At 70.9% G+C, this 23,865-nt stretch carries 19 protein-coding genes; 14 read left to right on the forward strand and 5 right to left on the reverse strand.

Going from position 1 to position 23,865, the window contains the following annotated elements; all coding sequences use genetic code 11:
• Positions 1-98 precede the first annotated feature (98 nt).
• The 8 genes from OHA98_RS12220 (at position 99) to OHA98_RS12255 (ending at position 10,089) form a co-directional block, all read left to right on the forward strand.
• The gene (locus OHA98_RS12220) at positions 99-1,409 is read left to right on the forward strand and encodes an FAD-binding oxidoreductase (RefSeq protein WP_266925122.1); all 1,311 of its coding nucleotides are present in this window, start codon (positions 99-101) and stop codon (positions 1,407-1,409) included.
• Positions 1,406-1,747, forward strand: a complete 342-nt coding sequence (locus OHA98_RS12225) for a (2Fe-2S)-binding protein (RefSeq protein ID WP_266925124.1) — start codon at positions 1,406-1,408, stop codon at positions 1,745-1,747. The genes OHA98_RS12220 and OHA98_RS12225 overlap by 4 nt, the downstream gene beginning before the upstream one ends.
• Positions 1,725-3,224 carry an NAD(P)/FAD-dependent oxidoreductase gene (locus OHA98_RS12230; RefSeq protein WP_266925126.1) on the forward strand — a complete coding sequence of 500 codons (1,500 nt, stop codon included), beginning with the start codon at positions 1,725-1,727 and terminating at the stop codon, positions 3,222-3,224. The genes OHA98_RS12225 and OHA98_RS12230 overlap by 23 nt, the downstream gene beginning before the upstream one ends.
• A gap of 106 nt (positions 3,225-3,330) precedes the next feature.
• Complete coding sequence (locus OHA98_RS12235) at positions 3,331-4,248, forward strand: dihydrodipicolinate synthase family protein (RefSeq protein ID WP_266925128.1); 918 nt, start codon at positions 3,331-3,333, stop codon at positions 4,246-4,248.
• Between the two features lie 274 nt (positions 4,249-4,522).
• A complete protein-coding gene (locus tag OHA98_RS12240) occupies positions 4,523-5,524 on the forward strand; it encodes a proline racemase family protein (RefSeq protein WP_266925130.1) in 1,002 nt (333 codons plus the stop codon).
• 107 nt (positions 5,525-5,631) lie between these two features.
• The gene (locus OHA98_RS12245; RefSeq protein ID WP_266925132.1) at positions 5,632-6,354 is read left to right on the forward strand and encodes a GntR family transcriptional regulator; all 723 of its coding nucleotides are present in this window, start codon (positions 5,632-5,634) and stop codon (positions 6,352-6,354) included.
• A gap of 53 nt (positions 6,355-6,407) precedes the next feature.
• Positions 6,408-7,169, forward strand: a complete 762-nt coding sequence (locus OHA98_RS12250) for a GNAT family N-acetyltransferase (protein ID WP_266925134.1) — start codon at positions 6,408-6,410, stop codon at positions 7,167-7,169.
• Between the two features lie 496 nt (positions 7,170-7,665).
• A complete protein-coding gene (locus OHA98_RS12255; protein WP_266925136.1) occupies positions 7,666-10,089 on the forward strand; it encodes a M9 family metallopeptidase in 2,424 nt (807 codons plus the stop codon).
• A 206-nt stretch (positions 10,090-10,295) separates the two neighbouring features.
• Here OHA98_RS12255 and OHA98_RS12260 read toward each other — a convergent pair whose 3' ends face one another.
• Positions 10,296-10,805, reverse strand: a complete 510-nt coding sequence (locus OHA98_RS12260) for a ribonuclease (RefSeq protein WP_266925138.1) — start codon at positions 10,803-10,805, stop codon at positions 10,296-10,298.
• Positions 10,806-11,187: 382 nt separating this feature from the next.
• Here OHA98_RS12260 and OHA98_RS12265 point away from each other — a divergent pair, with 382 nt between their 5' ends.
• On the forward strand, positions 11,188-11,550 hold the full coding sequence (locus OHA98_RS12265) for an ATP-binding protein (RefSeq protein WP_266927882.1): 363 nt from the start codon (positions 11,188-11,190) through the stop codon (positions 11,548-11,550).
• Between the two features lie 185 nt (positions 11,551-11,735).
• Here OHA98_RS12265 and OHA98_RS12270 read toward each other — a convergent pair whose 3' ends face one another.
• Positions 11,736-12,845 (reverse strand): DUF2637 domain-containing protein, encoded by a 1,110-nt coding sequence (locus OHA98_RS12270; protein ID WP_266925140.1) that lies wholly within the window; start codon positions 12,843-12,845, stop codon positions 11,736-11,738.
• Between the two features lie 191 nt (positions 12,846-13,036).
• Complete coding sequence (locus tag OHA98_RS12275) at positions 13,037-13,885, reverse strand: (2Fe-2S)-binding protein (protein ID WP_266925142.1); 849 nt, start codon at positions 13,883-13,885, stop codon at positions 13,037-13,039.
• Between the two features lie 144 nt (positions 13,886-14,029).
• Between OHA98_RS12275 and OHA98_RS12280 the strand changes: the two genes are divergently transcribed.
• Positions 14,030-14,860: a GntR family transcriptional regulator gene (locus tag OHA98_RS12280; RefSeq protein WP_266925144.1), complete on the forward strand. Its 831-nt coding sequence runs from the start codon at positions 14,030-14,032 to the stop codon at positions 14,858-14,860.
• 48 nt (positions 14,861-14,908) lie between these two features.
• Here OHA98_RS12280 and OHA98_RS12285 read toward each other — a convergent pair whose 3' ends face one another.
• Positions 14,909-15,691 carry a hypothetical protein gene (locus OHA98_RS12285; RefSeq protein ID WP_266925146.1) on the reverse strand — a complete coding sequence of 261 codons (783 nt, stop codon included), beginning with the start codon at positions 15,689-15,691 and terminating at the stop codon, positions 14,909-14,911.
• Positions 15,692-15,854: 163 nt separating this feature from the next.
• Positions 15,855-17,615, reverse strand: a complete 1,761-nt coding sequence (locus OHA98_RS12290) for a PucR family transcriptional regulator (protein WP_266925148.1) — start codon at positions 17,613-17,615, stop codon at positions 15,855-15,857.
• A 419-nt stretch (positions 17,616-18,034) separates the two neighbouring features.
• On the opposite strand from OHA98_RS12290, the gene OHA98_RS12295 reads away from it, so the two are divergent.
• The 4 genes from OHA98_RS12295 (at position 18,035) to OHA98_RS12310 (ending at position 23,848) form a co-directional block, all read left to right on the forward strand.
• Positions 18,035-18,925 (forward strand): xanthine dehydrogenase family protein subunit M, encoded by an 891-nt coding sequence (locus OHA98_RS12295; RefSeq protein WP_266925150.1) that lies wholly within the window; start codon positions 18,035-18,037, stop codon positions 18,923-18,925.
• Between the two features lie 2 nt (positions 18,926-18,927).
• A complete protein-coding gene (locus OHA98_RS12300) occupies positions 18,928-19,524 on the forward strand; it encodes a (2Fe-2S)-binding protein (protein WP_266925152.1) in 597 nt (198 codons plus the stop codon).
• 2 nt (positions 19,525-19,526) lie between these two features.
• Positions 19,527-21,944 carry a xanthine dehydrogenase family protein molybdopterin-binding subunit gene (locus OHA98_RS12305; protein WP_266927884.1) on the forward strand — a complete coding sequence of 806 codons (2,418 nt, stop codon included), beginning with the start codon at positions 19,527-19,529 and terminating at the stop codon, positions 21,942-21,944.
• A gap of 446 nt (positions 21,945-22,390) precedes the next feature.
• Positions 22,391-23,848 (forward strand): NCS2 family permease, encoded by a 1,458-nt coding sequence (locus tag OHA98_RS12310; RefSeq protein WP_266925154.1) that lies wholly within the window; start codon positions 22,391-22,393, stop codon positions 23,846-23,848.
• The last annotated feature ends 17 nt before the right edge of the window (positions 23,849-23,865 follow it).

The raw sequence follows: 23,865 nt of genomic DNA on the forward strand, positions 1-23,865 counted from the left end.
GCATGCCCGGTGAGGACTTCCGATAGCCCGTCAACCGCCGAAATCTCCCTGTCGCACGCTCTCTTGGCACCCTCTGAGCAATGTGACATATTACTGCCGTGCTCACGAGACAGTCCCTGGATGTCGTCATCGTCGGCGCCGGCATCGTCGGTTCCGCCTGCGCTTACTACGCGGCCCGTTCCGGACTCTCCGTCGCAGTCGTCGACCGGGGGCCGGTGGCCGGAGGCACCACCGGAGCCGGTGAGGGCAACCTCCTGGTCTCCGACAAGATGCCCGGCCCGGCGCTGGATCTCGCGCTCCTGTCGTCCGTGCTCTGGCGGGAACTGGCCGACCGCCTGCCGCCGGACATCGAGTACGAGACCAAGGGCGGACTGGTGGTGGCGGCCGGTGAGGAGTCGCTGGCGCAGCTCACCGCGACGGCGCGGGACCAGCGGGCGGCCGGGGTGGAGGCGCACCCCGTCACCTCGCAGGGGCTGGCCGGGCTCGAACCGCACCTGGCACCCGGACTCGCCGGAGGCTTCCACTACCCTCAGGACGTCCAGGTCCAACCAGCCCTGGCGGCAGCCCATTTGATGCGTGCGGCACGCGACGCGGGGGCGTCGCTGCACTCCGGCGAGGAAGTGACCGCCGTACTCACCGGGCCGGGTGGCGCCGTGCGGGGCGTCCGGACCGGCAGGCGCGAGCTGCGCGCCCCCGCCGTGGTCAACGCCGCCGGGACCTGGGGCGGCGAGCTGGCGGCCATGGCCGGGGTGCGGCTGCCGGTCCTGCCGCGACGCGGGTTCGTCCTGGTCACCGAGCCCCTGCCGCAGCTGATCCGGCACAAGGTGTATGCGGCGGAATACGTGGCGGGCGTGTCCAGCGAGTCCGCCGCACTCCAGACGTCCGCCGTGGTCGAAGGCACCCCTTCCGGACCGGTGCTGATCGGAGCCAGCAGGGAGCGCGTCGGCTTCGACCGGTCGCTGTCCGTCCCGGTCCTGAGCCGTCTGGCCGCCCAGGCCGCCGCTCTCTTCCCCTTCCTGGCCGACGTCCGGGTGCTGCGGGCCTACCACGGCTTCCGCCCCTACCTGCCCGACCACCTGCCCGCGATCGGCCATGACTCCCGCGCCCCCGGCCTCTATCACGCCTGCGGTCACGAGGGGGCGGGGATCGGCCTGGCCCCGGCCACCGGACAGCTCGTCGTGGCGGCGATCCGAGGGGAGGAACCCGCTGTGGACGCCCGCCCGTTCAGCCCGGACCGGTTCGAACGGCAGGGACCGTACGCCCAGTTGGCGGAGCCCGGCCAATCGGCCGTGTCCCGTCGGCCGGAAGCGTCCAGCCAGCCGGAGGCGTCCCGCCCGTCGGACGAGTCCGGGCATTCGGAAGAGCCCCGCCGTCGGATTCCACGGCAGAGGCGAAGGGAGTCCTCGTGAAACGCTTTCCGCGACACCCGGCCGCACGCACCCCGGCCGAGCTGGTCGAGGCGACACCCGACCTGGAGTTCACGATCTCCATCGACTCCCGCCCGATCCGCGCCCTGCCAGGACAGAGCATCGCCGCGGCGCTGTGGGGCGCGGGAATCCTGAGCTGGCGCACGACCCGTGTGAACGGCAGCCCGCGCGGGGCCTTCTGCGGAATCGGATCGTGCTTCGACTGCCTCGCCACCGTCAACGGACGCCCCAACCAACGGGCTTGTCTGATCCCCGCCGCACCCGGCGACGAGATCACCACACAGGAGGGGGACGGTCATGCGAGACGGCTCACCAGGTGAACCGCCGACAACGGCACCGGAGGCGGACCCCTCTTCCGGCGGGGCGGCCGGACTGGCGGTGGTGGGCGCCGGGCCCGCCGGGATGGCGGCGGCGGTGACCGCGGCCGACCACGGAGTCGATGTGACCGTACTGGACGCGGCCGCGCGCCCCGGCGGGCAGTTCTACCGCTCCCCGGAACCGGGGCTCGGGGCCACCCGGCCCGAGGCCCTGCACCACGGCTGGCCGGTGTTCACCGGTCTCGCCGCGCGGTTCGACCGGCACATACACACCGGACGGATACGGCACCTCGCGCGGCACCAGGTCTGGACCGTCGAACGGGCGGACGGCCGGTGGCGGCTGCATGCGCTGACCGGGACCGAGGGAGACGTCCGGACGGAGGTCGACGCGCACAGGCTGCTCATCGCCACCGGATCGCACGAGCGGCATCTGCCGTCGCCGGGCTGGACCACACCGGGTGTCGTCGGTGCCGCGGGGGCGCAGGCCATGCTCAAGTCCGGCCTGGTTCTGCCGGGCCGGCGGATCGTCGTCGCGGGCAGCGGCCCACTGCTCCAGGCGGTCGCGGTCTCCCTGGTCCGGGCCGGGGCCGAGGTCCCGCTGCTCGTCGAGGCGGCGGGGTACGAGTCCTACGCGCGGGCCCCGGCAACCCTGGCGGCCAACCCGGCCAAGGCCGCGGAAGGTGCCCGGAACGCGTTCCAACTGCTGTGCCACGGGGTGCGTATCCGGACGCACAGCGCGGTGACGGCGGTGCACGGCGGTCACCGGGTGGAGGGTGTCACCGTCAGCCGTCTGGACCGGGACTGGCGGCCGGTGCCGGGCACGGAGCGCCGCCACGCCTGCGATGCCGTGGCCCTCGGCCATGGGCTGGAGCCGCGCATCGAACTGGCCACCGCGCTGGGCTGCGCAACCCGCGAGCGTGCTGACGGCACCCATGGGGTGGTCGTGGACGCGCAGTTGCGCACCACCGTGCCCGGGGTCTGGACGGCGGGGGAGACGGGGGGCATCGGAGGGGTGCAACTGGCCCTGATCGAGGGCGAACTGGCTGCTCTCTCGGTGGCCCGCCAGGCCTGCCCGGAAGAGGTGTTCCGCGGCGGAGCACAGGGCAGGCGGGCGGTGGCGCTGCACCGGGCCCGGACCCGGATGCGCCGGTTCGCCGAGCTCATGGGCGCCGTACACCGGCCACGTCCCGGCTGGCGGCAGTGGCTGTCCGGCGATACGGAGGTCTGCCGCTGCGAAGAGGTCTCCGCCGGGCGGATCCTGACGTCGGTCTCCGAACTGGGCGCCGGGGACGCCCGTACGGTCAAGCTCCTCACCCGGGCCGGAATGGGCTGGTGCCAGGGGCAGACCTGCGGATTCGCGGTACGGGAACTCGTCGGCCCGGCGGCCGGCGGGGCGGGTCCCGGAAGGCGGCCCCTGGCGTGCCCGGTTCTCCTGTCCGCGCTGGCCGGCGAACCGCACAAGTCCGGGACGGCGGGCTGAGGCCACACCCCCTGCCACGCCTCCTGTCACACCCACACCCGGCCCCGCCTCGCACCCCGGACCGCGGTCACCAGTGACATGTCACATCTCTTCTCAAGGAGTCCTGATGCAGACGAACGACACGCACACCCCTCTCCGGTCCCGTCCGTGGCACGGGATCATGGTCGCGACGCCGCTGCCTCTGAGGGAGGACCGGTCCGTCGACTTCGACGCGTACGGCGAACATGTCAGCCGCCTCATCGCGGCAGGCTGCGACGGTGTGGTCCCCAACGGCTCCCTGGGGGAGTACCAGACGCTCACCGACGACGAGCGCGACCGCATGGTCCGGGTGGCCGTGGAGGCCGCGGGCGACGGTGCCCGGGTCATGCCCGGGGTCTCCGCCTACGGAAGCGACGAATCACGGCGCTGGGCCGAACAGGCCGCGGACGCGGGCGCCGGATCCGTTCTGCTGCTGCCTCCCAACGGTTACCGCTGCGACGACACGGCGATCGGCGCCCACTACGCCGCGGTCGCCGAAGCCGGCCTGCCGGTCGTCGCGTACAACAACCCGTACGACACCAAAGTGGATCTCTCACCCGCACTGCTGGCCCGCCTCCACCAGGAGGGCAGCATCGTCGCGGTGAAGGAGTTCAGCGGTGATGTGCGCCGTGCGTACGAGATCGCGGAACTGGCCCCCGGTCTCGATGTCCTCGTGGGCGCCGACGACGTCCTGCTCGAACTGGCCCTGGCGGGAGCTGTCGGCTGGATCGCGGGCTGTCCCAACATGCTGCCCGAGAGCTGTGTCACGTTGTACCGAGCCGCCGTCGCCGGAGACCTGGAGACCGCGCTGCCGCTCTACCGGCGGTTGCACCCCTTGCTGCGCTGGGACTCCAAGCCGGAGTTCGTCCAGGCGATCAAGGCGTCGATGGATCGCGTCGGATGGCACGGTGGCCCCACCAGGCCGCCCCGGTTCCCGCTGCCCGAAACCTCTGTCGCCGCCGTCCGGGCGGACACCGAGAAGGCCCTCGCCGAGGGAATGAACTGACCTTCCGGTCTTCCGGCCCTCCGGTCTTCCGGACCGGCCACCGCCGCGTACGGCGGTGGCGACGGGTGCGTACGGGTACGCGCCACTGCCCCGTACCCGTACCCGCACCCGTGTGTGTATCCGTACCTGCTACTGCTACTGCTACTGCTACTGCTGCGCCCGCGCCACCGCCGCACCGGCGAATGCTCCATACCCGCGGCCGTCGTGCCCCTGCCCTGCTGCCGCTCCGTGCCCGTCTCCGCCCCGCGTCCACGGGGCCGTCCAAGGGGGAACCTTGCGTACACGCCGTATCTTCCACGCCGTCGACTCGCACACCGAAGGGATGCCCACCCGTGTGATCACCGGCGGGGTCGGCACCATTCCCGGCGCCACGATGGCGGAGCGGCGACGGTACTTCATGGAGCACCAGGACGACCTGCGTACGCTGCTGATGTACGAGCCCCGAGGCCACGCGGCCATGAGCGGCGCGATCCTCCAGCCCCCCACCCGGCCGGACGCCGACTACGGCGTCCTCTACATCGAGGTCTCCGGCGCCCTGCCGATGTGCGGTCACGGCACCATCGGCGTGGCCACCGTCCTCGTCGAGACCGGCATGGTGGCCGTCACCGAACCGCTCACCGTCGTCAGGCTGGACACCCCCGCCGGTCCGGTCAGCGTCGAGGTCCGGGTCGAGGACGGTGCGGCGACCTCGGCGACCTTCACCAACGTGCCCGCCTTCAGCGCGGGTCTCGACCGCGAGGTCGACGTCCCCGGCCACGGCACCGTGCGCTACGACCTGGCCTTCGGCGGCAACTTCTACGCGATATTGCCGTTGGCCGACCTCGGGCTCCCCTTCGACCGCGCACGCAAGGACGACATCCTCGCGGCCGGGCTCGCCGTGATGGACGCGATCAACGCCACCGACCCGCCCGTCCACCCGGCCGACCCCGGCATCCGCGGTCTCAAGCACGTCCAGCTGCTCGCCCCGGGCTCCGATGCCTCGCACTCCCGGCACGCGATGGCCATCCACCCCGGCTGGTTCGACCGTTCGCCCTGTGGGACCGGTACCTCCGCGCGCATGGCCCAGCTGCACGCCCGGGGCGAACTGCCCCTGAACACCGACTTCGTCAACGAGTCCTTCATCGGTACCTCGTTCACGGGAAGGCTCGTGGAGGAGACCAGTGTCTCCGGTACCCCGGCCGTCGTTCCCACGGTGACGGGCCGGGCCTGGATCACCGGTACGGCGCAGTTCTTCCTGGACCCGACAGATCCGTTCCCCGAAGGATTCCTGCTGTGAGAAGCCCAGGGCGGGGCGCACGGCAGGTCCGGTGGACGGCCGAAAGGGGGACGCGCGCAACGTGACATTGTATCCTGAGGCCCCGCTCGGTGCTGGAGGAATACACCATGACCCGCCTCTCATCCCTCAACACCATCTCGGCCCAGGAGCATCTGCGGGACCGGGTGGCCCACGCGTTGAGGGCGGCGCTCATCGCCGGTGATCTGCGCCCGGGGATGATCTACTCCGCGCCCGCGCTCGCCTCGGAGTTCGGAGTCTCCGCCACCCCGGTCCGTGAGGCCATGCTCGACCTGGCCCGTGAAGGTCTGGTCGAGGCCGTGCGCAACAAGGGTTTCCGGATCACGGAGTTGACCGAGCAGGACCTCGACGACTTCACCGAACTCCGGGCGATGATCGAGGTTCCCACCGTCGGCCGGATCGCCGGGCTGGGGAAGACCCGGCAGCTGGAGGCCCTGCGGCCGCTGGCGCTGGCGATCGTCGACGCCGCGCGCGAACACGACATCCTCGGCTATCTGGAGGCCGACCGGCGCTTCCATCTGGAGCTGCTCGCCCTGGCCGGCAACCGCCGGCTGGTCGAGGAGGTCGGGAACCTCCGCAAGCGCTCACGACTCTTCGGCCTCAACCGGCTGGCAGAGACAGGGCAGTTGATCACTTCCGCCGAGGAACACATCCAACTGCTCGATCTGATCGTCGCGGGAGACGCGAAGCGCGCCGAGGCCTGCATGCTCGCTCATATGTCACATGTCCGGTCCCTGTGGGCCGATGGCGGAGAGACGGACAAGGGCGAGGGCGTCGAACGCATCACGCACCGCAGGGTGGGGCAGGGGTAGGGGCAGGGGCAGGGGCTGTTGGGCGTCCGACGCCTACGCCCTACGCTCCTGCCATGCCGAACTCGGAGCTGCAGCCGATCATTTCCTTCTTGTCGACCTTCGCCCGCCGTCAGGCCGCGCGGGTCGTCGACCTTCCCGGCGGGTTCGCCGCATACGACGACGCCTACGCACACTCCCGCGCGAACAACCAGGTGGTCATCGACACGGCTGTCGAAGCCGAGTCGCTGCCCGCCCTCACGGACGAGGCACTCGGGCATCTGCCGCACCGGCTGGTCTCGGTCCTCGACGACAGCGTCGCGCAGGCCTGCGCGGAGCCGCTGATCCGGGCCGGCTACACCCACTCCACCTATCTGATCATGGTGCACACGGGCCCGGTACCGGCCGGTGGAAACGCGGAGAAGGTCGGCCTCGACGCGCTGCGTGTCCCTCTCACCCGGCGATGGCGGGGCTTCCTGCCGGACGTCGACGACGAGGTCGTACGCCACCTCGTCGACCGACGTCAGGCTCGCCACCGGGGGGCCGACACGGTCCACTTCATCGGAGCCCGCACCCGGGCGGGCGAGGTCGCCTCATGGGCCGACCTCTATCTGGACCCGGCAACCGGCATCGCCCAGATCGAGGACCTGATCACCGCGTCCGCCCACCTCGGCCGTGGCCATGGCGACGCGGTCCTGACCACTGCCCTGCGCCTGGCGGCCGATACGGGCTGCGCCACCCGCTTCCTGACCGCCGACGCGGCGGACTGGCCCCGGCACTGGTACGAGCGCCGCGGGTTCTCCGTCATCGGCCGCTCCCACAGCTTCGAACGGGGCTGAGCGCGGGCCGGCACGACGAACATGAACAACCGACTTCCCCTTTGCCCGTGGCCGCGGTCGCGTCACGCGACGCTGTGATCCAACCCGATGGGGCGGGAGCCGGTCTGTCCCGCCCGGCCGGCTTCTCCCGGGACCACTGGCGGGCGGTGACCGGCGGGCTGATGGGCCGGAGCCGGGTACGGGCGGCGATCGCCGGCCACGTGACCACCGGACTCATGACCGTGCCCTTCGCACCGGCCCCGCCGTGCTCATCCCTGCCGTCCGCCGTGGGCCCGGCCGATTCGCCTGCCGCCCGGCTGAGTTGCGGGGCAATGAATGTGGGTTCAACGGCTTCCGAAGGACATGTGACATGTGCCATTGTACTGATCGCAGGGACGTGGAGTCGTGCTCATGCCATTCGGTAGGGCCCGTCAACTCCATTGCTTCCCCACCCTGCTCAACCCTCCACAGGCCGCGCGTTCCCCGGCGCGGCCACCACTCCGCTGGGAGGCGGCACGTGAAGAACCGATCGGTTCGACAGAGAGAAACCGGGACATCCACCCGGTCACCAGCCCGGATATCCGCCGGTGTTTCAGCCGCGGTACTGGCGGCCTGTCTGGGTGTGGGGCTGCTCGCCGGCCCGGCCCAGTCCGCCCAGCCGTCGTTCGCCCTCGCTGCCGGGGCGAAGTCCGAGGCGAAGGCGCCGGGCGCCCCGGCCACCGGTGCCCCGGACCCGGACGGTCCCACCGCGCGGTCGTCGGCCCCGGCCGCCGAGGACCCGGAGCATGTCGGCACCGCGCCCCTCAAGCCCGCGGACCGGGCGCCCCAGTCCGCGGACAAGGACGCGCTCAAGCGGGACTACGACGACTCCGCGACCGCCGCACCGAGCCGCCGCGCCCCCTCGATGTCCGACAAGGCACGCCTCGCGGCCAAGTCGCGCGGTCTCACCGCCGCCGCGGCGTGCAATGTCAGCGACTTCGCCGGCCGCACCGGTGACGCGCTCGTCCAGCAGGTGATCTCGTCGACCACCGAATGCGTCAACACCCTGTTCACCGTCAAGGGCCAGGACGGCTATAACGTCTTCCGCGAGGCGCAGATGGTCACCATCGCCGACGCCATGCGTGCGCGTACGGCGGCCTACCCCGGCGACAGCAGCACCGGAATGCCGCAACTGGTCCTCTTCCTCAGGGCCGGCTACTTCGTGCAGTACTACGACCCGTCGACGGTCGGTACCTACGGCCCCGCGCTCCGCTCCGCCATCCAGGGAGCCCTGGACGGATTCTTCGCCTCCCCGCACTCCTCGGACGTCACCGACGCCAACGGTGAGACCCTGTCCGAAGCGGTCATCCTTATCGACAGCGCCGTGGAGAACGCCCGGTACCTGAGTGTCGTCAAGCGGCTGCTCGCGGGATACGACTCCTCCTACAACAGCTCCTGGTACATGCTCAACGCTGTCAACAATGTGTACACCGTGACATTCCGCGGTCACCAGGTGCCCGAGTTCATCTCGGCGGTCGAGGCCGACCCCAGCCTGATCGACGCGCTGCACGACTTCGCGGCGAACCACCTGGATCTGCTGGGCACCGAGCGGTCCTACCTGGCCTCCAACGCCGGCCGGGAGCTCGGCCGCTTCCTCCAGGAGCCGTCGCTGCGTGGCAAGGCGAGCCCCCTGGCCGTCTCGCTGCTCAAGAAGAGTTCCATCACCGGACCCACCGCCGCGCTCTGGGTCGGTGTGGCCGAGATGGCGGACTACTACGACCGGGCCAACTGCTCCACATACGACACCTGCGACCTCTCCGCCCGCCTCAAGGAAGCCGTCCTGCCGGTCAAGCACACGTGCAGTGACAGCATCAACATCCTGGCCCAGGAGATCTCGACCACCGACCTGGAGGCGAGCTGCACCAGCCTGCGCAACCAGGACGCCTACTTCCACGACGTCGCACGGGACAAGGGGCCGGTCGCCGACGACCGTAACAACAAGATCGAGGTCGTGGTCTTCGACTCCAGCACCGATTACCAGACCTACGCCGGCGCGATCTACGGCATCAACACGAACAACGGCGGGATGTACCTGGAGGGCGACCCGTCCGTCGAGGGCAACCAGCCGCGGTTCATCGCCTACGAAGCGGAGTGGGTCAGGCCGGAATTCCAGATCTGGAACCTCAACCACGAGTACACGCACTATCTCGACGGCCGGTTCAACATGCACGGCGACTTCGAGGCGGGTCTCACGACCCCGACCATCTGGTGGGTCGAGGGCTTCGCGGAGTACATCTCCTACTCGTACCGCAATGTCACCTATGACGCTGCGATCAGCCAGGCCGGCAAGGGTACCTACACCCTGCGCTCGCTCTTCGACAGCACCTACGAGAACGCCGACCAGACCCGCATCTACAACTGGGGTTACCTGGCCGCCCGTTACATGCTCCAGTCGCATCGCGGCGACGTCGACCAGCTGCTGGGCCTCTACCGCAGCGGCGACTGGGAGAGTGCCCGCACTCTGCTCACCTCGACCATCGGCAATCGGTACGACGCGGACTGGAGCTCCTGGCTGACGGCGTGTGCCGCCGGCAAGTGCGGCACTCTCACGAACCCGCCGGTGGATCTGGGACCCGAGTGCACCGAGAGCGACGTCAGGAAGCTGGCGAAGAACTGCAAGCGCAGCAACCTTTCGGCCACCGAGGGCAACTACTCCTACCACTACATCGACATTCCTTCGGGCACGACTGAGCTGAAGATCACGATGACGGGCGGCAACGGTGACGCCGATCTCTACTACAACGCCAGCCAATGGGCGATGACCGGCGACTACACCAGCCGAGCCGCAGGGGACGGGAACGAGCACACCCTGACCGTCCAGAACCCCAGCGCCGGAAGGCACTTCATCAGCCTCTACTCGGTCAAGGGATTCGACGGAGCCACCGTCGCGACTCAGTTCTGACCGATCTGCTGAACGACGCGTGAAGGGCGGGGCGGTGGCTGCGGGAGCGGCCACCGCCCCGCCCCGTCTCTGCCCCGTCTCTGGCCCGTTTCCGTCCTGCTTCCGCCCCGGCTCACGGAGGCGGGGCGGGGCCGGTCCGGGCCGGGGATCCGATCCGCGCCGCAGGTGGGGGAGCGACGGCGCGGACCGGACCGGTGGGTGCGGGATCAGCAGTCGTGGTCGACGAGGTCGAAGGACGCGTAATGGTCGGCGGTGTAGTAGTCCTCCTGGACTTCCTCACCCGTCACGATCCGCCGGGCGCCGCGGTTGGGCGAGCCGGGGGTGATGACCGTGTACTCGTGGTAGTACCCGGTGCTCCGGTCCGGCAGGATGCCTTCCCGGTTCTGGAAGACGGTGCCGTCCTGGTCGTACGGGAACGGGCCGCCCGCATCGATGAGATCGAGGGTGTCGTGCGCCTGGGACGGCAGATCCGAGTAGCAGATGCTCCCGACCGAGGCGGCGGCGAAGGGCGCGGGGGCGAATCGCGCGGAGGCGGCGTACGAGTTGGTGACGTACGAGTTGGTGACGTACGAGGCGGTGAGGAACGGGGAGGTGGAGAGCGTGGTGGTGGGGGCTGGGGGTGCGGCGGTGTCCGCAGAAGCCGGACCCGAGGCGAAGAGGACGGACAGGAGGGCGGCGGTGCCGCCGAGCATGGTGATCCGTGGGGGGATTCGCATACCCACCATGATGACGCGCGTAGATCTGCCTCCGTCAACACCAACTCGTGTGAATTCTGCGGAAGTTAACCGCAGGTGCGTCTGTATGACGAACACGTTTCCCGGCGGTGGACGCGGTGAGGAGGTGCCGCCACCGCGTTCACCGGCGCGGCTCCGCGCGGCCTCCGGTTCCTTGTTGATGAATCGACAAGCGTGACAACGCTCGGGCGGGGCATGCATTCCGTGAAGCTGTTCGAGGAATTGCCGGAGCAGGGGAGGTCGGTTCACAGTGCGCGCGGGGGAAATGACGAAGCGGCAGGGAAGAACCACGGATGCCGCGGACCGGAAGCCGGATGGCCGACGGGCCGGGGCGGGGAATCCGCCCGACCGAATGCGCCGCAGAATCGGCCATACGGACAGATCCGCCGTGGGGGAGGTGCGCCGGGAATTGAGGGAATTCCTCGGGCGGCACGCCGAGGCCGAGCGGATCGACGAGGCGGAACTGCTCACGAGCGAGCTGGTCACCAACGCACTCATCCACACCCGTCATGGTGCGGTGGTCACGGCCACCGCGGGACCCGGGAGCATCCGGGTGGAAGTCAGGGACTTCATGTCGGACCTGCCCGCGCCGTACGTACCGAACGCCGACGACGGTACGCACGGCAGGGGCCTCATCCTGGTGCGGAGCCTCGCCGATGCCTGGGGTGTGGATACCCAGATGCTGGGCAAGGTGGTCTGGTTCGAGCTGAGGGGGGGGAGGCCCTGACCGGGCGCCTCACCGTTCCGTGAGCGAGCGGGACCCGCCCTCCGCGCCCGCGGGCACATGGGCGGGCGTACGCACGGAACACGTCCACGCGTGATTCCCCTCGTCTACCCGCCCACGTACCCACTCATCCCTTGTCACCCACTCAATATCACCCACCCGATTCACTCGTTCACCCACTCATGTACTCAGCCGAACTGCTGCTCCAGGTCCTTCAGTTTCTGCTCCAGCGAGTCGAGCCGGGGCAGGGCCTGGGTGTCGTCCTCGGCGGTGAGGTCGACGGTCCGGGAGTCATTCCCCGGGGGCGGTGCGGCGGGATCCTTCGAGTTCGAGCCGCTCGCGGTCCGCTTCGGGCCGCGAACGGCTTGCAGGGATGGCCGGGGTCGCAAAGGCAGCTGACCCGGCTCTGCTATGGCAGGCTCCGCGACGGACTGCGCGGAGCCCGAAGCCGGTGCGATGGCCGGGACGTCCGCCGCCGCCCGGACACTCTCGCGGCCACCGCGCCCCCAGGCCCGGTTCTGCCGGTTCAGCGCCTTGATACGGGCCCGGTCCAGCTTCTCCTGGTCCCGGCGGCGGAGCCGGTCCTGCTCCTTCTCCCGCCGGTCCTCCCGTACCTCGTCGACGGCCTCGTCCAGCGTGCGTACGCCTTCGAGGAGCATCAGCGACCAGGCGCCGAAGGTCTCCCGGGGCGCCCGCAGCCACCGTACGATCCGGATCTGCGGCAACGGCCGGGGGACCAGGCCCTGTTCGCGCAGGGCGGCCCGGCGGGTCTGCTTCAGCGCGCGGTCGAAGAGCACGGCCGCCGAGAGGGACATCCCCGCGAAGAAGTGCGGGGCGCCCGCGTGGTCCATGCCGCGCGGCGCGTGCACCCAGTTGAACCAGGCGGCGGCGCCGGCGAATGTCCACACCAGCAGCCGGGAGCCGAGAGCCGCGTCGCCGTGGCTGGCCTCGCGGACGGCCAGCACCGAACAGAACATCGCGGCGCCGTCGAGGCCGAACGGGACGAGGTATTCCCAGCCCCCGGTGAGGTTGAGGTTCTGCCGGCCGAAGCCGACGAGCCCGTGGAAGGACAGGGCTGCGGCGACCGCCGCGCAGCAGAAGAGCAGGACGTACGAGGCGGTCGCGTAGAGCGCCTCCTTGCGCCTCCGGCGTTCCTCGCTGCGTTCCCAGTTGTCGTCGGCCGCGGCCTTTCCAGCGGCGCGCTTGCCGCGCGCGACCACCGTCACCGCCGCCATGACCCCCACGAGCAGCACGGCGCCCGGAAGCAGCCAGTCAAGCGATATGTCGGTCAGTCTCATGCGCGGTCCCTTGCGTCACGTAGGGCGTTTCGGGCGCCATCGTGACGGAAATCCCACCCCGGTCAGGGGGTTTCGGGACAAGAGCACGCTATTGGGGTGACACAGCATACGTATGGACGGAATCTGATCGAATGCCCTGACGAAGAAGACCGGTTGCGTTCGAATTGCGTCATCCGGACGGGCGGTGTGGATCAGGAGGCGGGCGTGAGCTTCCGTACCCGCTCGGCATCGCAGGTACGCGGGCAGGTGACGCAGGTGTCCTCGGGGCGCACGGTGTAGAAGAGGCAGCAGCTGGCCCGGTCGCGGGTCGGCAGCGATTCGCCGTCCGGTCCGGTCAGCTCCCGGAATCCGGCGCTTCCGACGTACGGCTTGGTGGTGCCCGGCAGCAGGAGTTCGAGCTCGGCCATCGCACGGCGTTCCTCGCCGAGCAGATGGGCGATGTACCAGAGGCCCTCGACGATCTCGTCCGTCGCCATGCCCCACAGTGCCCGCTTCCCGCGCCGCATCCGGGGCCCGAACCCTTCCAGCACCGGGCCGATGTGCTCGGCCACGGCGTCCAGCACCTCCGCCCGCAGCGCCGCCTCGTCCGGGACCACCCGGGCGCCGGGCAGTGCGGCCGCCGGGTCGTCCGGCAGGCAGGCGAACTCCCGCACCCGGACGGTGAAATGACCGAGTGCCCGCTGGAAGGCGACATCCCCGACGGGGATCCGAGGTACCCGGCGGTGCAGGAACCACGGCACCGTGACCAGCAGACAGGCGGGCCAGGCGTAGCGGTGGAGCCCGAAGCTGGCCACCACGTCGGGGCGGGCCCGCTGCCCGTGGTCCCGCAGCACCTGGGCGTCGTCCCAGGCGAGGAACGTGTCCAGGGCGGCGCCGCCCCGGGCCAGCTCGGCGGCACCCACCCATCCGGCTCCCGAAGGCGCCGCCACGCCCTCCGCGAGCAGCTCGGCGCGCAGTCCGGGGAACACCTCGGTCAGGCGTGCGTACGCGGCCGTCACAGGGGACGCCGCGGTGCTGGAGAGCAGAGTGGAGACGGTCATGCCGGGCCACCGAATCACGATCGTTTACAGGTAAGCCTTACCTTACCCGAGGGATCGATGTTTGAACTGTGGCGTCCTCCGCCTATCGTGCACAGGGGGCATGGCACACGCGAGCCGGGCCCGCGGCAGGCCGAGGAGGTCCGGGTGGAGCAGGGCAGAGCGCGCGAGGGCGTACGGCCGCCGTGCACGCCCGCCGCGTACGGGGACGCCCTGCGGGTCGTCCGGGTGCCCGAACAGGCGCGTGGCGAGCACACCCACAGCGAGCCGCCCGCCCCCCTGGCCGTGCGGCCTCCCGCCCGTCCGCCCGCTGCCCCGCCCACCGCGCCGCCGGTTGCCCCGCCCGTGGCGCGGGCCGTGCAACGGCACTCCGTGCGCGGCCAGATCCTGGAGGCCCTGCGCGCCGCCCTCGTCGATGGTGAGCTGGCACCCGGTCAGGTCTACTCGGCGCCCGCGCTCGGCGCCCGTTTCGGTGTCTCCGCGACCCCGGTGCGCGAGGCGATGCAGCAGCTGGCGATCGAGGGTGCCGTCGAGGTCGTGCCGAACCGCGGGTTCCGCGTCAGCGAACGGGGACCGCGCGAGCTGGCGGAGCTGGCCGAGGTACGGGCCCTGATCGAGGTCCCGGTGATGCTCCGTCTGGCCCGCACCGTCCCGGCGGGCCGCTGGAGCGCGCTGCGTCCGCTGGCGGAGGCGACGGTCGCGGCGGCGGCGGTCGGCGACCGGGCGAGCTACGCCGAGACCGACCGGGCCTTCCACCGTGCGGTCCTCGCGCTCTCCGGCAATGAGCAGCTGGTCGCGGTCGCGGACGATCTGCACCGGCGTTCCCAGTGGCCGCTGGTGAGCCACCCGGCCACCCGCCGGGCCGAACTGCTCGCCGACGCCGCCGAACACACCGCCCTGCTGGACGCCCTCATCGCCCAGGACACCGCCGTCGTGCAGTCCCTCGTGCGGGAGCACTTCGCGGGTGCGGGCGGCTGATCCCGGCGGGCGGCACGTTCCCCGCCCACCGGATCGCACGGCGTCGGCTCAGTTCGCCCCGGCCGTCTCCGGCGCAGGGGGTTCCAGCCGCGGTGCCAGCCAGGTCGGTACGCCGCCGAGCAGCCGGAAGAGCCGGCCCGCCTCGGCCCGCAGCCGCGCCGCCTCCGGCTCCGGTTCGGCGTCCGCGAGGGAGATGAGCGCCGGGGCCGTACCCACCAGATAGCCCAGCTCCTCCCTTATCCGCAGGGACTCCGCGAAGCCGTGCCGGGCCTCGGCCAGCTCGCCCTCGCGCAGCGCGAGCGAGGCGAGGTGCCGCCAGGTGAACGAGAGCAGCAGCTCGTCGCCCTGGGCCGTGGCACCGGCGTGCGCCCTTCGGTACGCCGCCCGCGCGGACTGCGGGGAGTCGGCGATGTTCTGGGCGATCAGCCCGCGGCGGAAATCCAGCAGCGGGCGTCCCGGAGCGGCGGGCGCCAGCAGGGCGGCGGCCCTGCTCAGTGCCACACTGGCCTCGTCCGCCCGGTCACGCGTCCCGAGGAGCGTCGAGGCATAGGCGAGATAGCCGCGTTCGCAGGCGGCCGCCCCGCGCTCCGTGTCGCTCCGGGCCAGTGCCTCGGCGGTGCGCAGCGCGTCCTCCGCGTCGGTCCAGCCCTGGCCGGTGTAGAGACATCGCTCGGTCAGCAATGAAGTGCGCTGGAGCGCGGCGGCCGGGTCGGTCACCGCGTGCGGTTCGAGCAGCGCCGCCGCATCCGTCCAGCAGGCGCGTGACCGCAGGCGCCATACCGCTGTCTGGAGCGGCGGATCGTCATCTGCTGTCGTTCCGGAACCAGACATGGCGGTATGCGCCACATTGCCCTCCCCGAGCGCGCCATTGAGCTGTTGAGTCTGGGCGCATCTCAGCACGGATTGGCACGCCGGGCCAAGGGGTCCGGCCGATGTCAGGTGAAATAATTCACAATCGGCCGGGCCCTGTTGGAGGTCCGGGAGGCCCGGGAGATCAGCTCATACGCAGGGCCAGGAAGAAATCGAGCTTGTCCTCCAGGCGGGAAAGATCACGTCCCGTCAACTGCTCGATCCGTCCGACGCGGTAGCGCAGCGTGTTGACGTGCAGGTGCAGCCGGGCCGCGCAGCGGGTCCAGGAACCGTCGCAGTCCAGGAACGCTTCCAGCGTCTCGATCAGCTCGGCGCGGTGGCGCCGGTCGTAGTCGCGGAGCGGGTCCAGCAGCCGGGCGGTGAAGGCCCGGCGCACGTCGTCGGGCACGAACGGCAACAGCAGTACGTGCGAAGCGAGTTCGTGGTGTCCGGCCGCGCAGACCCGGCCGGGCCGGGCCGCCGCCACCCGGCGGGCGTGCCGGGCCTCCTCCAGGGCGCCGCGCAGACCTTCGGCGGAGTGCACCGCCGCGCTGACACCCAGTGTCAGCCGGCCGTCGTCGGCGAGCCCGGCGGAGAGCGGATCGCGGACGGCGGCCAGCAGCACGTCGGCGTGCAGCGCCTGACCGTGCCCTTCCGGCGTCCCACCGGCGCCGCCCCTCTCCCCGTCGGCACCGTCGGCACCGCCGGCCGCGTCCGGTCCGGCCGGGTTCGCCGAGGACAGCGGTACGAGGGCGATGGCCTCGTCACCCGTGTGGGCGACCGCGATCCGGTCGGCGGTGTCCGGGCCGCTGACCGCCGGGTCCACCAGGATCTCCTCCAGCAGCGCCTGGGCGACAGGGCCGCCCGCGATGTCCGCGGCGGATCCGGAAGCGGTCGGTCCGCCCTCGGCGGTCCAGTCGACCCGGGCCACCACGACCTGCCAGTGCGGGGCGGTCCCCAGGCCCGGCAGCAGGACCGGCGCGGCGACCCGCAGCCTGGCCGCGATCTCGGCCGGGGGCGCACCCGCCTGGACCAGTTCCAGAACCTCCTGGGCGAGCCTGCGGCGTACCGTACGGGCGGCGTCGCGCCGGTCGCGTTCGACGGCGATCAGCTGGGTGACGCCCTGGAGCAGATCGAGCCGGGCGGCCGGCCAGTCGCCCGCGTCGGCCTCGACGGCCAGCAGCCAGTCGGAGAGCACCGACTCGCGCACATCGCGGGACGCCGGCAGGGCACCTCGGCCGCTGTTCCGGATCGGGAACAGCGAATACGTCGTACCGTCCAGCGTGGCACGGTGTGGGGCCCGGCGTCCGGTGCGGGTCGCGGCCAGATGCCGTCCGGCCAGTTCGGCCCCGGTCCGTGCGGGCAGCGGCTCACCCGCCCCCGCGATCTGCCGGCCGGTGGGGGAGAGTACCCAGGCGCGAAGGTCCAGGTCGGAGGTGAGCAGGTCCAGGACCACCTCCGGGCCGCCGCCCGCCGGGCCCGAGGTCATCAGCCTGCGGTGCCGGTCGACGACCGCGGCGAGGTCCCCGGCCCGCTCGCCGGAGACCTGACGCACCACGTGCTCGGTGATCGTTGCAAATGCCACGGTCTCGTTCACGGCGAAGAGTGGGAGACGGTGGTGCCGGCACGCCTCGACCAGATCCTCGGGGATGTCGCCGAGTTCCGCCTCGCCCGCCGCGAGTCCGGCGACCTGGGCCCCCGCCAGGATCCGGACGAACGGTTCCGAGTCCGCGGCGTCACGGCGCCAGGCGAGACCGGTGAGGACCAGCTCGCCGCCGGAGAGGTAGCGGCTGGGGTCGCGGAGATCGGTGGTCATGACGCCACGGACCGCGCGGTCCAGTTCGTCCTCGCCGCCGAGCAGCCGCAGGCCCAGCGCCTCGGTGTCCAGCAGTGCGCGCAGCCGCATCTCGTTGCCGCCGTTCTTTCGGTAGGTGGGACGAATCGGTTCTTCGGTGGGGCGGCCGGTCGGTGGGGCGGCCGGACGGTGGGGTGGACCGGCCGAGGGGACGGACCGGTTCTTCGAGGGGGCGGACCGGGTGGATCGGTGGCCGGACCGATCGGGGGACCGACCGGTTGGCGGGAGAGACGGAGGGATAGCGGGGGTACCTGTGAGTTGCGGTGAGGTTACTGATTCCCACCATTCGTTCGAATCTACAAGACGAGGAAGGAGACCAGCCAACTCCTTCAGTGTTTCGGTGACTGCACCGGCCGGAGCGGCGGCTTGTGTACTGGGTCACACCACGTGAACAGCACATGAACGAGCCAGTCGAGGGCCGGCCGTCCCCCGCCCCAGCGAACGACCGATTGAGAAGAAGAGAGCCACTCATGGACTTCCTTCGCCCCGCCAGCTGGGAGGAGGCGCTCGCCGCCAAGGCCGAGCACCCCACGGCCGTGCCCATCGCGGGCGGCACCGATGTGATGGTCGAGATCAACTTCGACCACCGGCGGCCCGAGTACCTCCTGGACCTGAACCGCATCGGTGAGCTGTCCGAGTGGGAGGCGGGCCGGGAGAACGTACGGCTCGGCGCCTCCGTCCCGTACAGCGCCATCATGGAGCACCTCCGGGCCGAGCTGCCCGGCCTGGCGCTCGCCTCGCACACCGTCGCCTCCCCGCAGATCCGCAACCGCGGCGGCGTCGGCGGCAACCTGGGCACCGCGTCGCCCGCCGGTGACGCCCACCCGGCCCTGCTCGCCGCGGGAGCCGAGGTGGAAGCCGCGTCCGTGCGCGGGACCCGGATGATCCCCATCGACGCCTTCTACACCGGTGTCAAGCGCAACGCACTGGCACCGGACGAGCTGATCCGGGCGGTGCACATCAAGAAGGCCGACGGGCCGCAGCAGTACTCCAAGGTCGGCACCCGCAACGCGATGGTCATCGCCGTCTGCGCCTTCGGCCTCGCGCTGCACCCCGCGACCCGCACCGTCCGCACCGGCATCGGCTCCGCCGCCCCGACCCCGGTCCGGGCCAGGGAGGCCGAGGAGTTCCTGAACGCCGCGCTGGAGGAGGGCGGCTTCTGGGAGAGCGGAAAGATCATCACCCCGTCCGTCGCCAAGCAGTTCGCCGAGCTCGCCGCCGGTGCCTGCAACCCGATCGACGACGTACGCGGCACCGCGAAGTACCGCAGGCACGCGGTCGGCATCATGGCCCGCCGCACGCTCGGCTGGACCTGGGAGCAGTACCGGGGCGAGGGCCGCACGCTTGAAGGAGCTGCATAACCATGCGAGTGAATTTCACGGTCAACGGCCGTCAGCAGGAAGCCGACGATGTCTGGGAGGGCGAGTCGCTCCTGTACGTCCTGCGTGAGCGCATGGGTCTTCCCGGTTCGAAGAACGCCTGCGAACAGGGTGAGTGCGGCTCCTGCACGGTCCGGCTGGACGGTGTGCCGGTCTGCTCCTGTCTCGTCGCCGCCGGCCAGGTGGAGGGCCGCGAGGTCGTCACCGTCGAGGGCCTGGCCGACTACGCCAGGCACCGCGAGGACGCCCATCCGGGCAGCGGCTGCGCCTCCGGGGCCTGCGGTACGACGCTCGACGCCGCCCGGCGATGGGAGGCGAGGCCCACCGACGCACAGAGCGGCGGGGCCACCGAGCTGTCCCCGGTCCAGCAGGCGTTCATCGACGCCGGAGCCGTCCAGTGCGGCTTCTGCACCCCCGGCCTGCTGATCGCCGCCGACGACCTGCTGGAGAAGCACCCCTCCCCGTCCGACCAGGACATCCGTGAGGCGCTCTCCGGAAACCTGTGCCGCTGCACCGGTTACGAGACGATCCTCGACGCGGTCCGCCTCGCGGCCGCCCGTCAGGAAGAGGCGGCCCGATGACCATGACGCCGCATCCACGAGCCGCCACCGTCCCGGCCGGCACTCCCATCAAGATCACCCAGGGCTCGCCCACCAAGGGCGGCATCGGCGAGTCGACCCTGCGCCCCGACGGCACACTCAAGGTCACCGGAGAGTTCGCGTACTCCTCCGACATGTGGCACGAGGACATGCTGTGGGGCCACACGCTCCGCTCCACCGTCGCGCACGCCGAGATCAGGTCCATCGACATCGGCGAGGCCGTCGCGATGCCCGGTGTCCACGCCGTGCTGACCTACGACGACCTGCCCGCCGCGATGAAGAACTACGGCCTGGAGATCCAGGACACCCCCGTTCTCGCCCACGGCAAGGTCCGCCACCACGGGGAGCCGGTCGCGCTGGTCGCCGCCGACCACCCGGAGACCGCCCGCCGGGCCGCCGCCAGGATCAGGATCGACTACGCCGAACTGCCGGTCATCACGGACGAGGCGTCCGCGACCGCCCCCGGCGCGGTCCTGGTCCACGAGGGCCGCGAGGACCACCACGTCGGCCATGTCCCGCACCCCAACATCGTGCACCGTCAGCCGATCATCCGCGGCGACGCCGACGAGGCCGCGAAGCGGGCCGATGTCATCGTCACGGGCGACTACACCTTCGGCATGCAGGACCAGGCCTTCCTCGGCCCGGAGTCCGGCCTCGCCGTGCCCTCCGAGGACGGTGGCGTCGAACTGTACGTCGCCACCCAGTGGCTGCACTCCGACCTGAGGCAGATCGCCCCCGTCCTCGGCCTGCCCGAGGACAAGGTCCGCATGACGCTCTCCGGCGTCGGCGGCGCCTTCGGCGGCCGCGAGGACCTGTCGATGCAGATCCACGCCTGCCTGCTGGCGCTGCGCACCGGCAAGCCGGTCAAGATCGTCTACAACCGGTTCGAGTCCTTCTTCGGGCATGTCCACCGGCACCCGGCGAAGCTCCACTACGAGCACGGCGCCACCAAGGACGGCAAGCTCACACACATGAAGTGCCGCATCGTCCTGGACGGCGGCGCCTACGCGTCGGCCTCCCCGGCGGTCGTCGGCAACGCCTCCTCGCTCTCGGCCGGCCCGTACGCCATCGAGGACGTCGACATCGAGGCGATCGCGCTCTACACCAACAACCCGCCCTGCGGAGCCATGCGCGGCTTCGGCGCGGTCCAGGCGTGCTTCGCGTACGAGGCACAGATGGACAAGCTCGCGGCGAAGCTGGACATGGACCCCGTGGAGTTCCGCCGGATCAACGCCATGGAGCAGGGCACCCTGCTGCCGACCGGCCAGCCCTGCGACTCCCCGGCCCCGGTCGCCGAGCTGCTGCGCCGGGTCAAGTCCCGGCCGATGCCGCCCGCGCAGCAGTGGCTGTCCGCCGACGCGGCGGGCAGCTCCGTCGACGTCCGCGCCCTGCCCGGTGGACTCTCCAACACCACCCACGGCGAAGGCGTCGTCCGTGGCGTCGGCTACGCGGTCGGCCTGAAGAACGTCGGTTTCTCCGAGGGCTTCGACGACTACTCCACCGCCCGTGTCCGGATGGAGGTCATCAACGGCGAACCGGTCGCCACCGTGCACACCGCGATGGCCGAGGTCGGCCAGGGCGGCGTCACCGTGCACGCACAGATCGCCCGTACCGAACTCGGCGTCAGCCAGGTCACCATCCACCCGGCCGACACCCGGGTCGGCTCGGCCGGATCCACGTCCGCGTCCCGCCAGACGTACGTCACCGGCGGCGCCGTGAAGAATTCCTGCGAAGCCGTCCGGGAACAGGTCCTGGAGCTCGGCCGGCGCAAGTTCGGTACGTACCACCCCGCCTGGGCCACCGCCGAACTCCTGCTGGAGGGCGGCAAGGTCGTCACCGACGGCGGCGAGGTACTGGCCGATGTGGCCGACGTGCTGGGGACCGAGGCGATCGACATCGAGCTGGAGTGGCGCCACCGCCCCACCGAGGCGTTCGACCTGCGCACCGGACAGGGCAACGGCCACGTCCAGTACTCCTTCGCCGCGCACCGCGCCGTCGTCGAGGTCGACACCGAACTCGGCCTCGTCAAGGTCATCGAACTGGCCTGCGCCCAGGACGTCGGCAAGGCACTCAACCCGCTGTCGGTCATCGGCCAGATCCAGGGCGGCACCCTCCAGGGCATGGGCATCGCCGTCATGGAGGAGATCATCGTCGACCCGAAGACCGCGAAGGTGCGCAACCCGTCCTTCACGGACTACCTGCTGCCCACCATCCTGGACACCCCGACGATCCCGGTCGACGTGCTCGAACTGGCCGACGACCACGCCCCGTACGGGCTCCGCGGCGTCGGCGAGGCCCCGACCCTCTCGTCCACCCCGGCCGTCCTCGCGGCGATCCGGAACGCCACGGGTCTGGAGCTCAACAGGACGCCCGTGCGCCCCGAGCACCTCACCGGCGCCTGAGGGTCCGCCGCCGGACACGGCTCCCGGGCGGCCGCGCCCGGAGAGTCCCGTCGGCGGCGTGCGCCCGGCCGGCGTGCGCCCGCGCCCCTGCTCCCGGGCGCACGCCCGGAACTCGCCGGACTCTCCGAGGTCTCCGGACGCTCCGGACTCTCCGGATGTTCCGGACTCTCCGGACGCTCCGGAAGCGCCCCAGTCGTCGTTCCCCCTGAACTCTCCGGGCGGTGCGAAGTGCCGTGAACGTCACACTTCCCCGCGTACCGCACCGTCCGGAGACCACCAAGTGCCGTACCGCTCACGGCTCTTCGTAAGGCCTCAGTACATCCTTACCTGCATGAACAGTTCGCCTCGGGCCGTCCCCCGGGTCGTGCCGCCAGCGCAGTCATCCCAAATCCCGCACTCAGTACTCACCACGCGGGTGCCCCTGTGAACCTTGGGAGTCAGGCATCATGACCCAGCAGTCAGTCGAGCCCGGGACCGGTGCGGAGGACGCGGGCTCCGGCTCGCGCGTCCCCGCCGGAAGATCTTGGCTCGACCGGTACTTCCACATATCCGAACGAGGATCCACGGTCGCGCGCGAGGTGCGCGGCGGCGTCACGACCTTCATGGCCATGGCGTACATCCTCCTGCTCAACCCGCTGATCCTCGGTGGCAAGGACGTCGACGGCAACCTCCTCAGCCAGCCCGGCCTGATCACCGCGACCGCGCTCGCGGCGGCCGCCACCACCCTGCTGATGGGCTTCGTCGGCAAGGTCCCGCTGGCGCTCGCCGCCGGACTGAGCGTCTCCGGCGTGCTGTCCTCGCAGGTCGCGCCCAATATGACCTGGCCGCAGGCCATGGGCATGTGTGTGATCTACGGTGTGGTGATCTGCCTCCTGGTGGTCACCGGACTGCGCGAAATGATCATGAACGCGATCCCGCTCGCGCTCAAGCACGGCATCACCATGGGGATCGGGCTCTTCATCGCCCTCATCGGCCTCTACAAGGCCGGCTTCGTCCACCAGGGCAGGGCGACCCCGGTATCGCTCGGCCCGGCCGGTGAACTCTCCGGCTGGCCCGTACTCATCTTCTGCGTGACCCTGCTGCTGATTTTCATGCTCCAGGCCCGCGACATCCCCGGCGCGATCCTGATCGGCATCGTCGTCGGCACCGTGATCGCCATCGCCGTCAACGCGATCGCCGACATCGACGCCAAGTCCTGGAGCAGCGGCCCGCCGGAGCTGAACGGCAGCGCGGTCTCCGCACCCGACTTCTCGCTCTTCGGGGACGTCGAGTTCGGCGGCTGGGGCGATGTCGGGGTGATGACCGTCGGCATGATCGTCTTCACCCTGGTGCTGGCCGGCTTCTTCGACGCGATGGCCACCATCATCGGAGTCGGTACGGAAGCCGGGCTCGCCGACGACAAGGGCCGGATGCCGGGCCTGTCCAAGGCGCTGTTCATCGACGGTGCGGGCGGCGCGATCGGCGGAGTCGCCGGAGGCTCCGGGCAGACCGTGTTCGTCGAGTCGGCCACCGGGGTCGGCGAGGGGGCCCGGACCGGGTTCGCCTCCGTCATCACCGGACTCTTCTTCGCCGCCTGCCTGTTCTTCACCCCGCTCACCGCGATCGTGCCGACCGAGGTGGCCTCCGCCGCCCTCGTCGTCATCGGCGCGATGATGATGCAGAACGCCCGGCACGTGGACTGGGGCGACCGCTCCGTCGCCATCCCGGTCTTCCTCACCGTGGTCCTGATGCCCTTCACGTACACCATCACCACCGGCGTCGCCGCGGGTGTCATCTCGTACGCCGCCATCAAGCTCGCCCAGGGCAGGGCCCGCGAGGTCGGGGCCTTCATGTGGGGCCTGACCGTGATCTTCATCGTGTACTTCGCCCTCAACCCGATCGAGAGCTGGCTGGGCATCCACTGACGTCCGCCCCTCCCCCT

The sequence above is a fragment of the Streptomyces sp. NBC_00654 genome (genome assembly GCF_026341775.1).
Lineage (GTDB): Bacteria > Actinomycetota > Actinomycetes > Streptomycetales > Streptomycetaceae > Streptomyces.

What these genes read in the sequence shown, in the direction of transcription:
- OHA98_RS12230 (WP_266925126.1), top strand. Translation starts at nt 1,725, where the DNA reads ATGCGAGACGGCTCACCAGGTGAACCGCCGACAACGGCACCGGAGGCG.
- OHA98_RS12235 (WP_266925128.1), top strand. Translation starts at nt 3,331, where the DNA reads ATGCAGACGAACGACACGCACACCCCTCTCCGGTCCCGTCCGTGGCAC.
- OHA98_RS12245 (WP_266925132.1), top strand. Translation starts at nt 5,632, where the DNA reads ATGACCCGCCTCTCATCCCTCAACACCATCTCGGCCCAGGAGCATCTG.
- OHA98_RS12250 (WP_266925134.1), top strand. Translation starts at nt 6,408, where the DNA reads ATGCCGAACTCGGAGCTGCAGCCGATCATTTCCTTCTTGTCGACCTTC.
- OHA98_RS12260 (WP_266925138.1), bottom strand. Translation starts at nt 10,805, where the DNA reads ATGCGAATCCCCCCACGGATCACCATGCTCGGCGGCACCGCCGCCCTC.
- OHA98_RS12270 (WP_266925140.1), bottom strand. Translation starts at nt 12,845, where the DNA reads ATGAGACTGACCGACATATCGCTTGACTGGCTGCTTCCGGGCGCCGTG.
- OHA98_RS12275 (WP_266925142.1), bottom strand. Translation starts at nt 13,885, where the DNA reads ATGACCGTCTCCACTCTGCTCTCCAGCACCGCGGCGTCCCCTGTGACG.
- OHA98_RS12285 (WP_266925146.1), bottom strand. Translation starts at nt 15,691, where the DNA reads ATGTCTGGTTCCGGAACGACAGCAGATGACGATCCGCCGCTCCAGACA.
- OHA98_RS12290 (WP_266925148.1), bottom strand. Translation starts at nt 17,615, where the DNA reads ATGCGGCTGCGCGCACTGCTGGACACCGAGGCGCTGGGCCTGCGGCTG.
- OHA98_RS12295 (WP_266925150.1), top strand. Translation starts at nt 18,035, where the DNA reads ATGGACTTCCTTCGCCCCGCCAGCTGGGAGGAGGCGCTCGCCGCCAAG.
- OHA98_RS12300 (WP_266925152.1), top strand. Translation starts at nt 18,928, where the DNA reads ATGCGAGTGAATTTCACGGTCAACGGCCGTCAGCAGGAAGCCGACGAT.
- OHA98_RS12305 (WP_266927884.1), top strand. Translation starts at nt 19,527, where the DNA reads ATGACGCCGCATCCACGAGCCGCCACCGTCCCGGCCGGCACTCCCATC.
- OHA98_RS12310 (WP_266925154.1), top strand. Translation starts at nt 22,391, where the DNA reads ATGACCCAGCAGTCAGTCGAGCCCGGGACCGGTGCGGAGGACGCGGGC.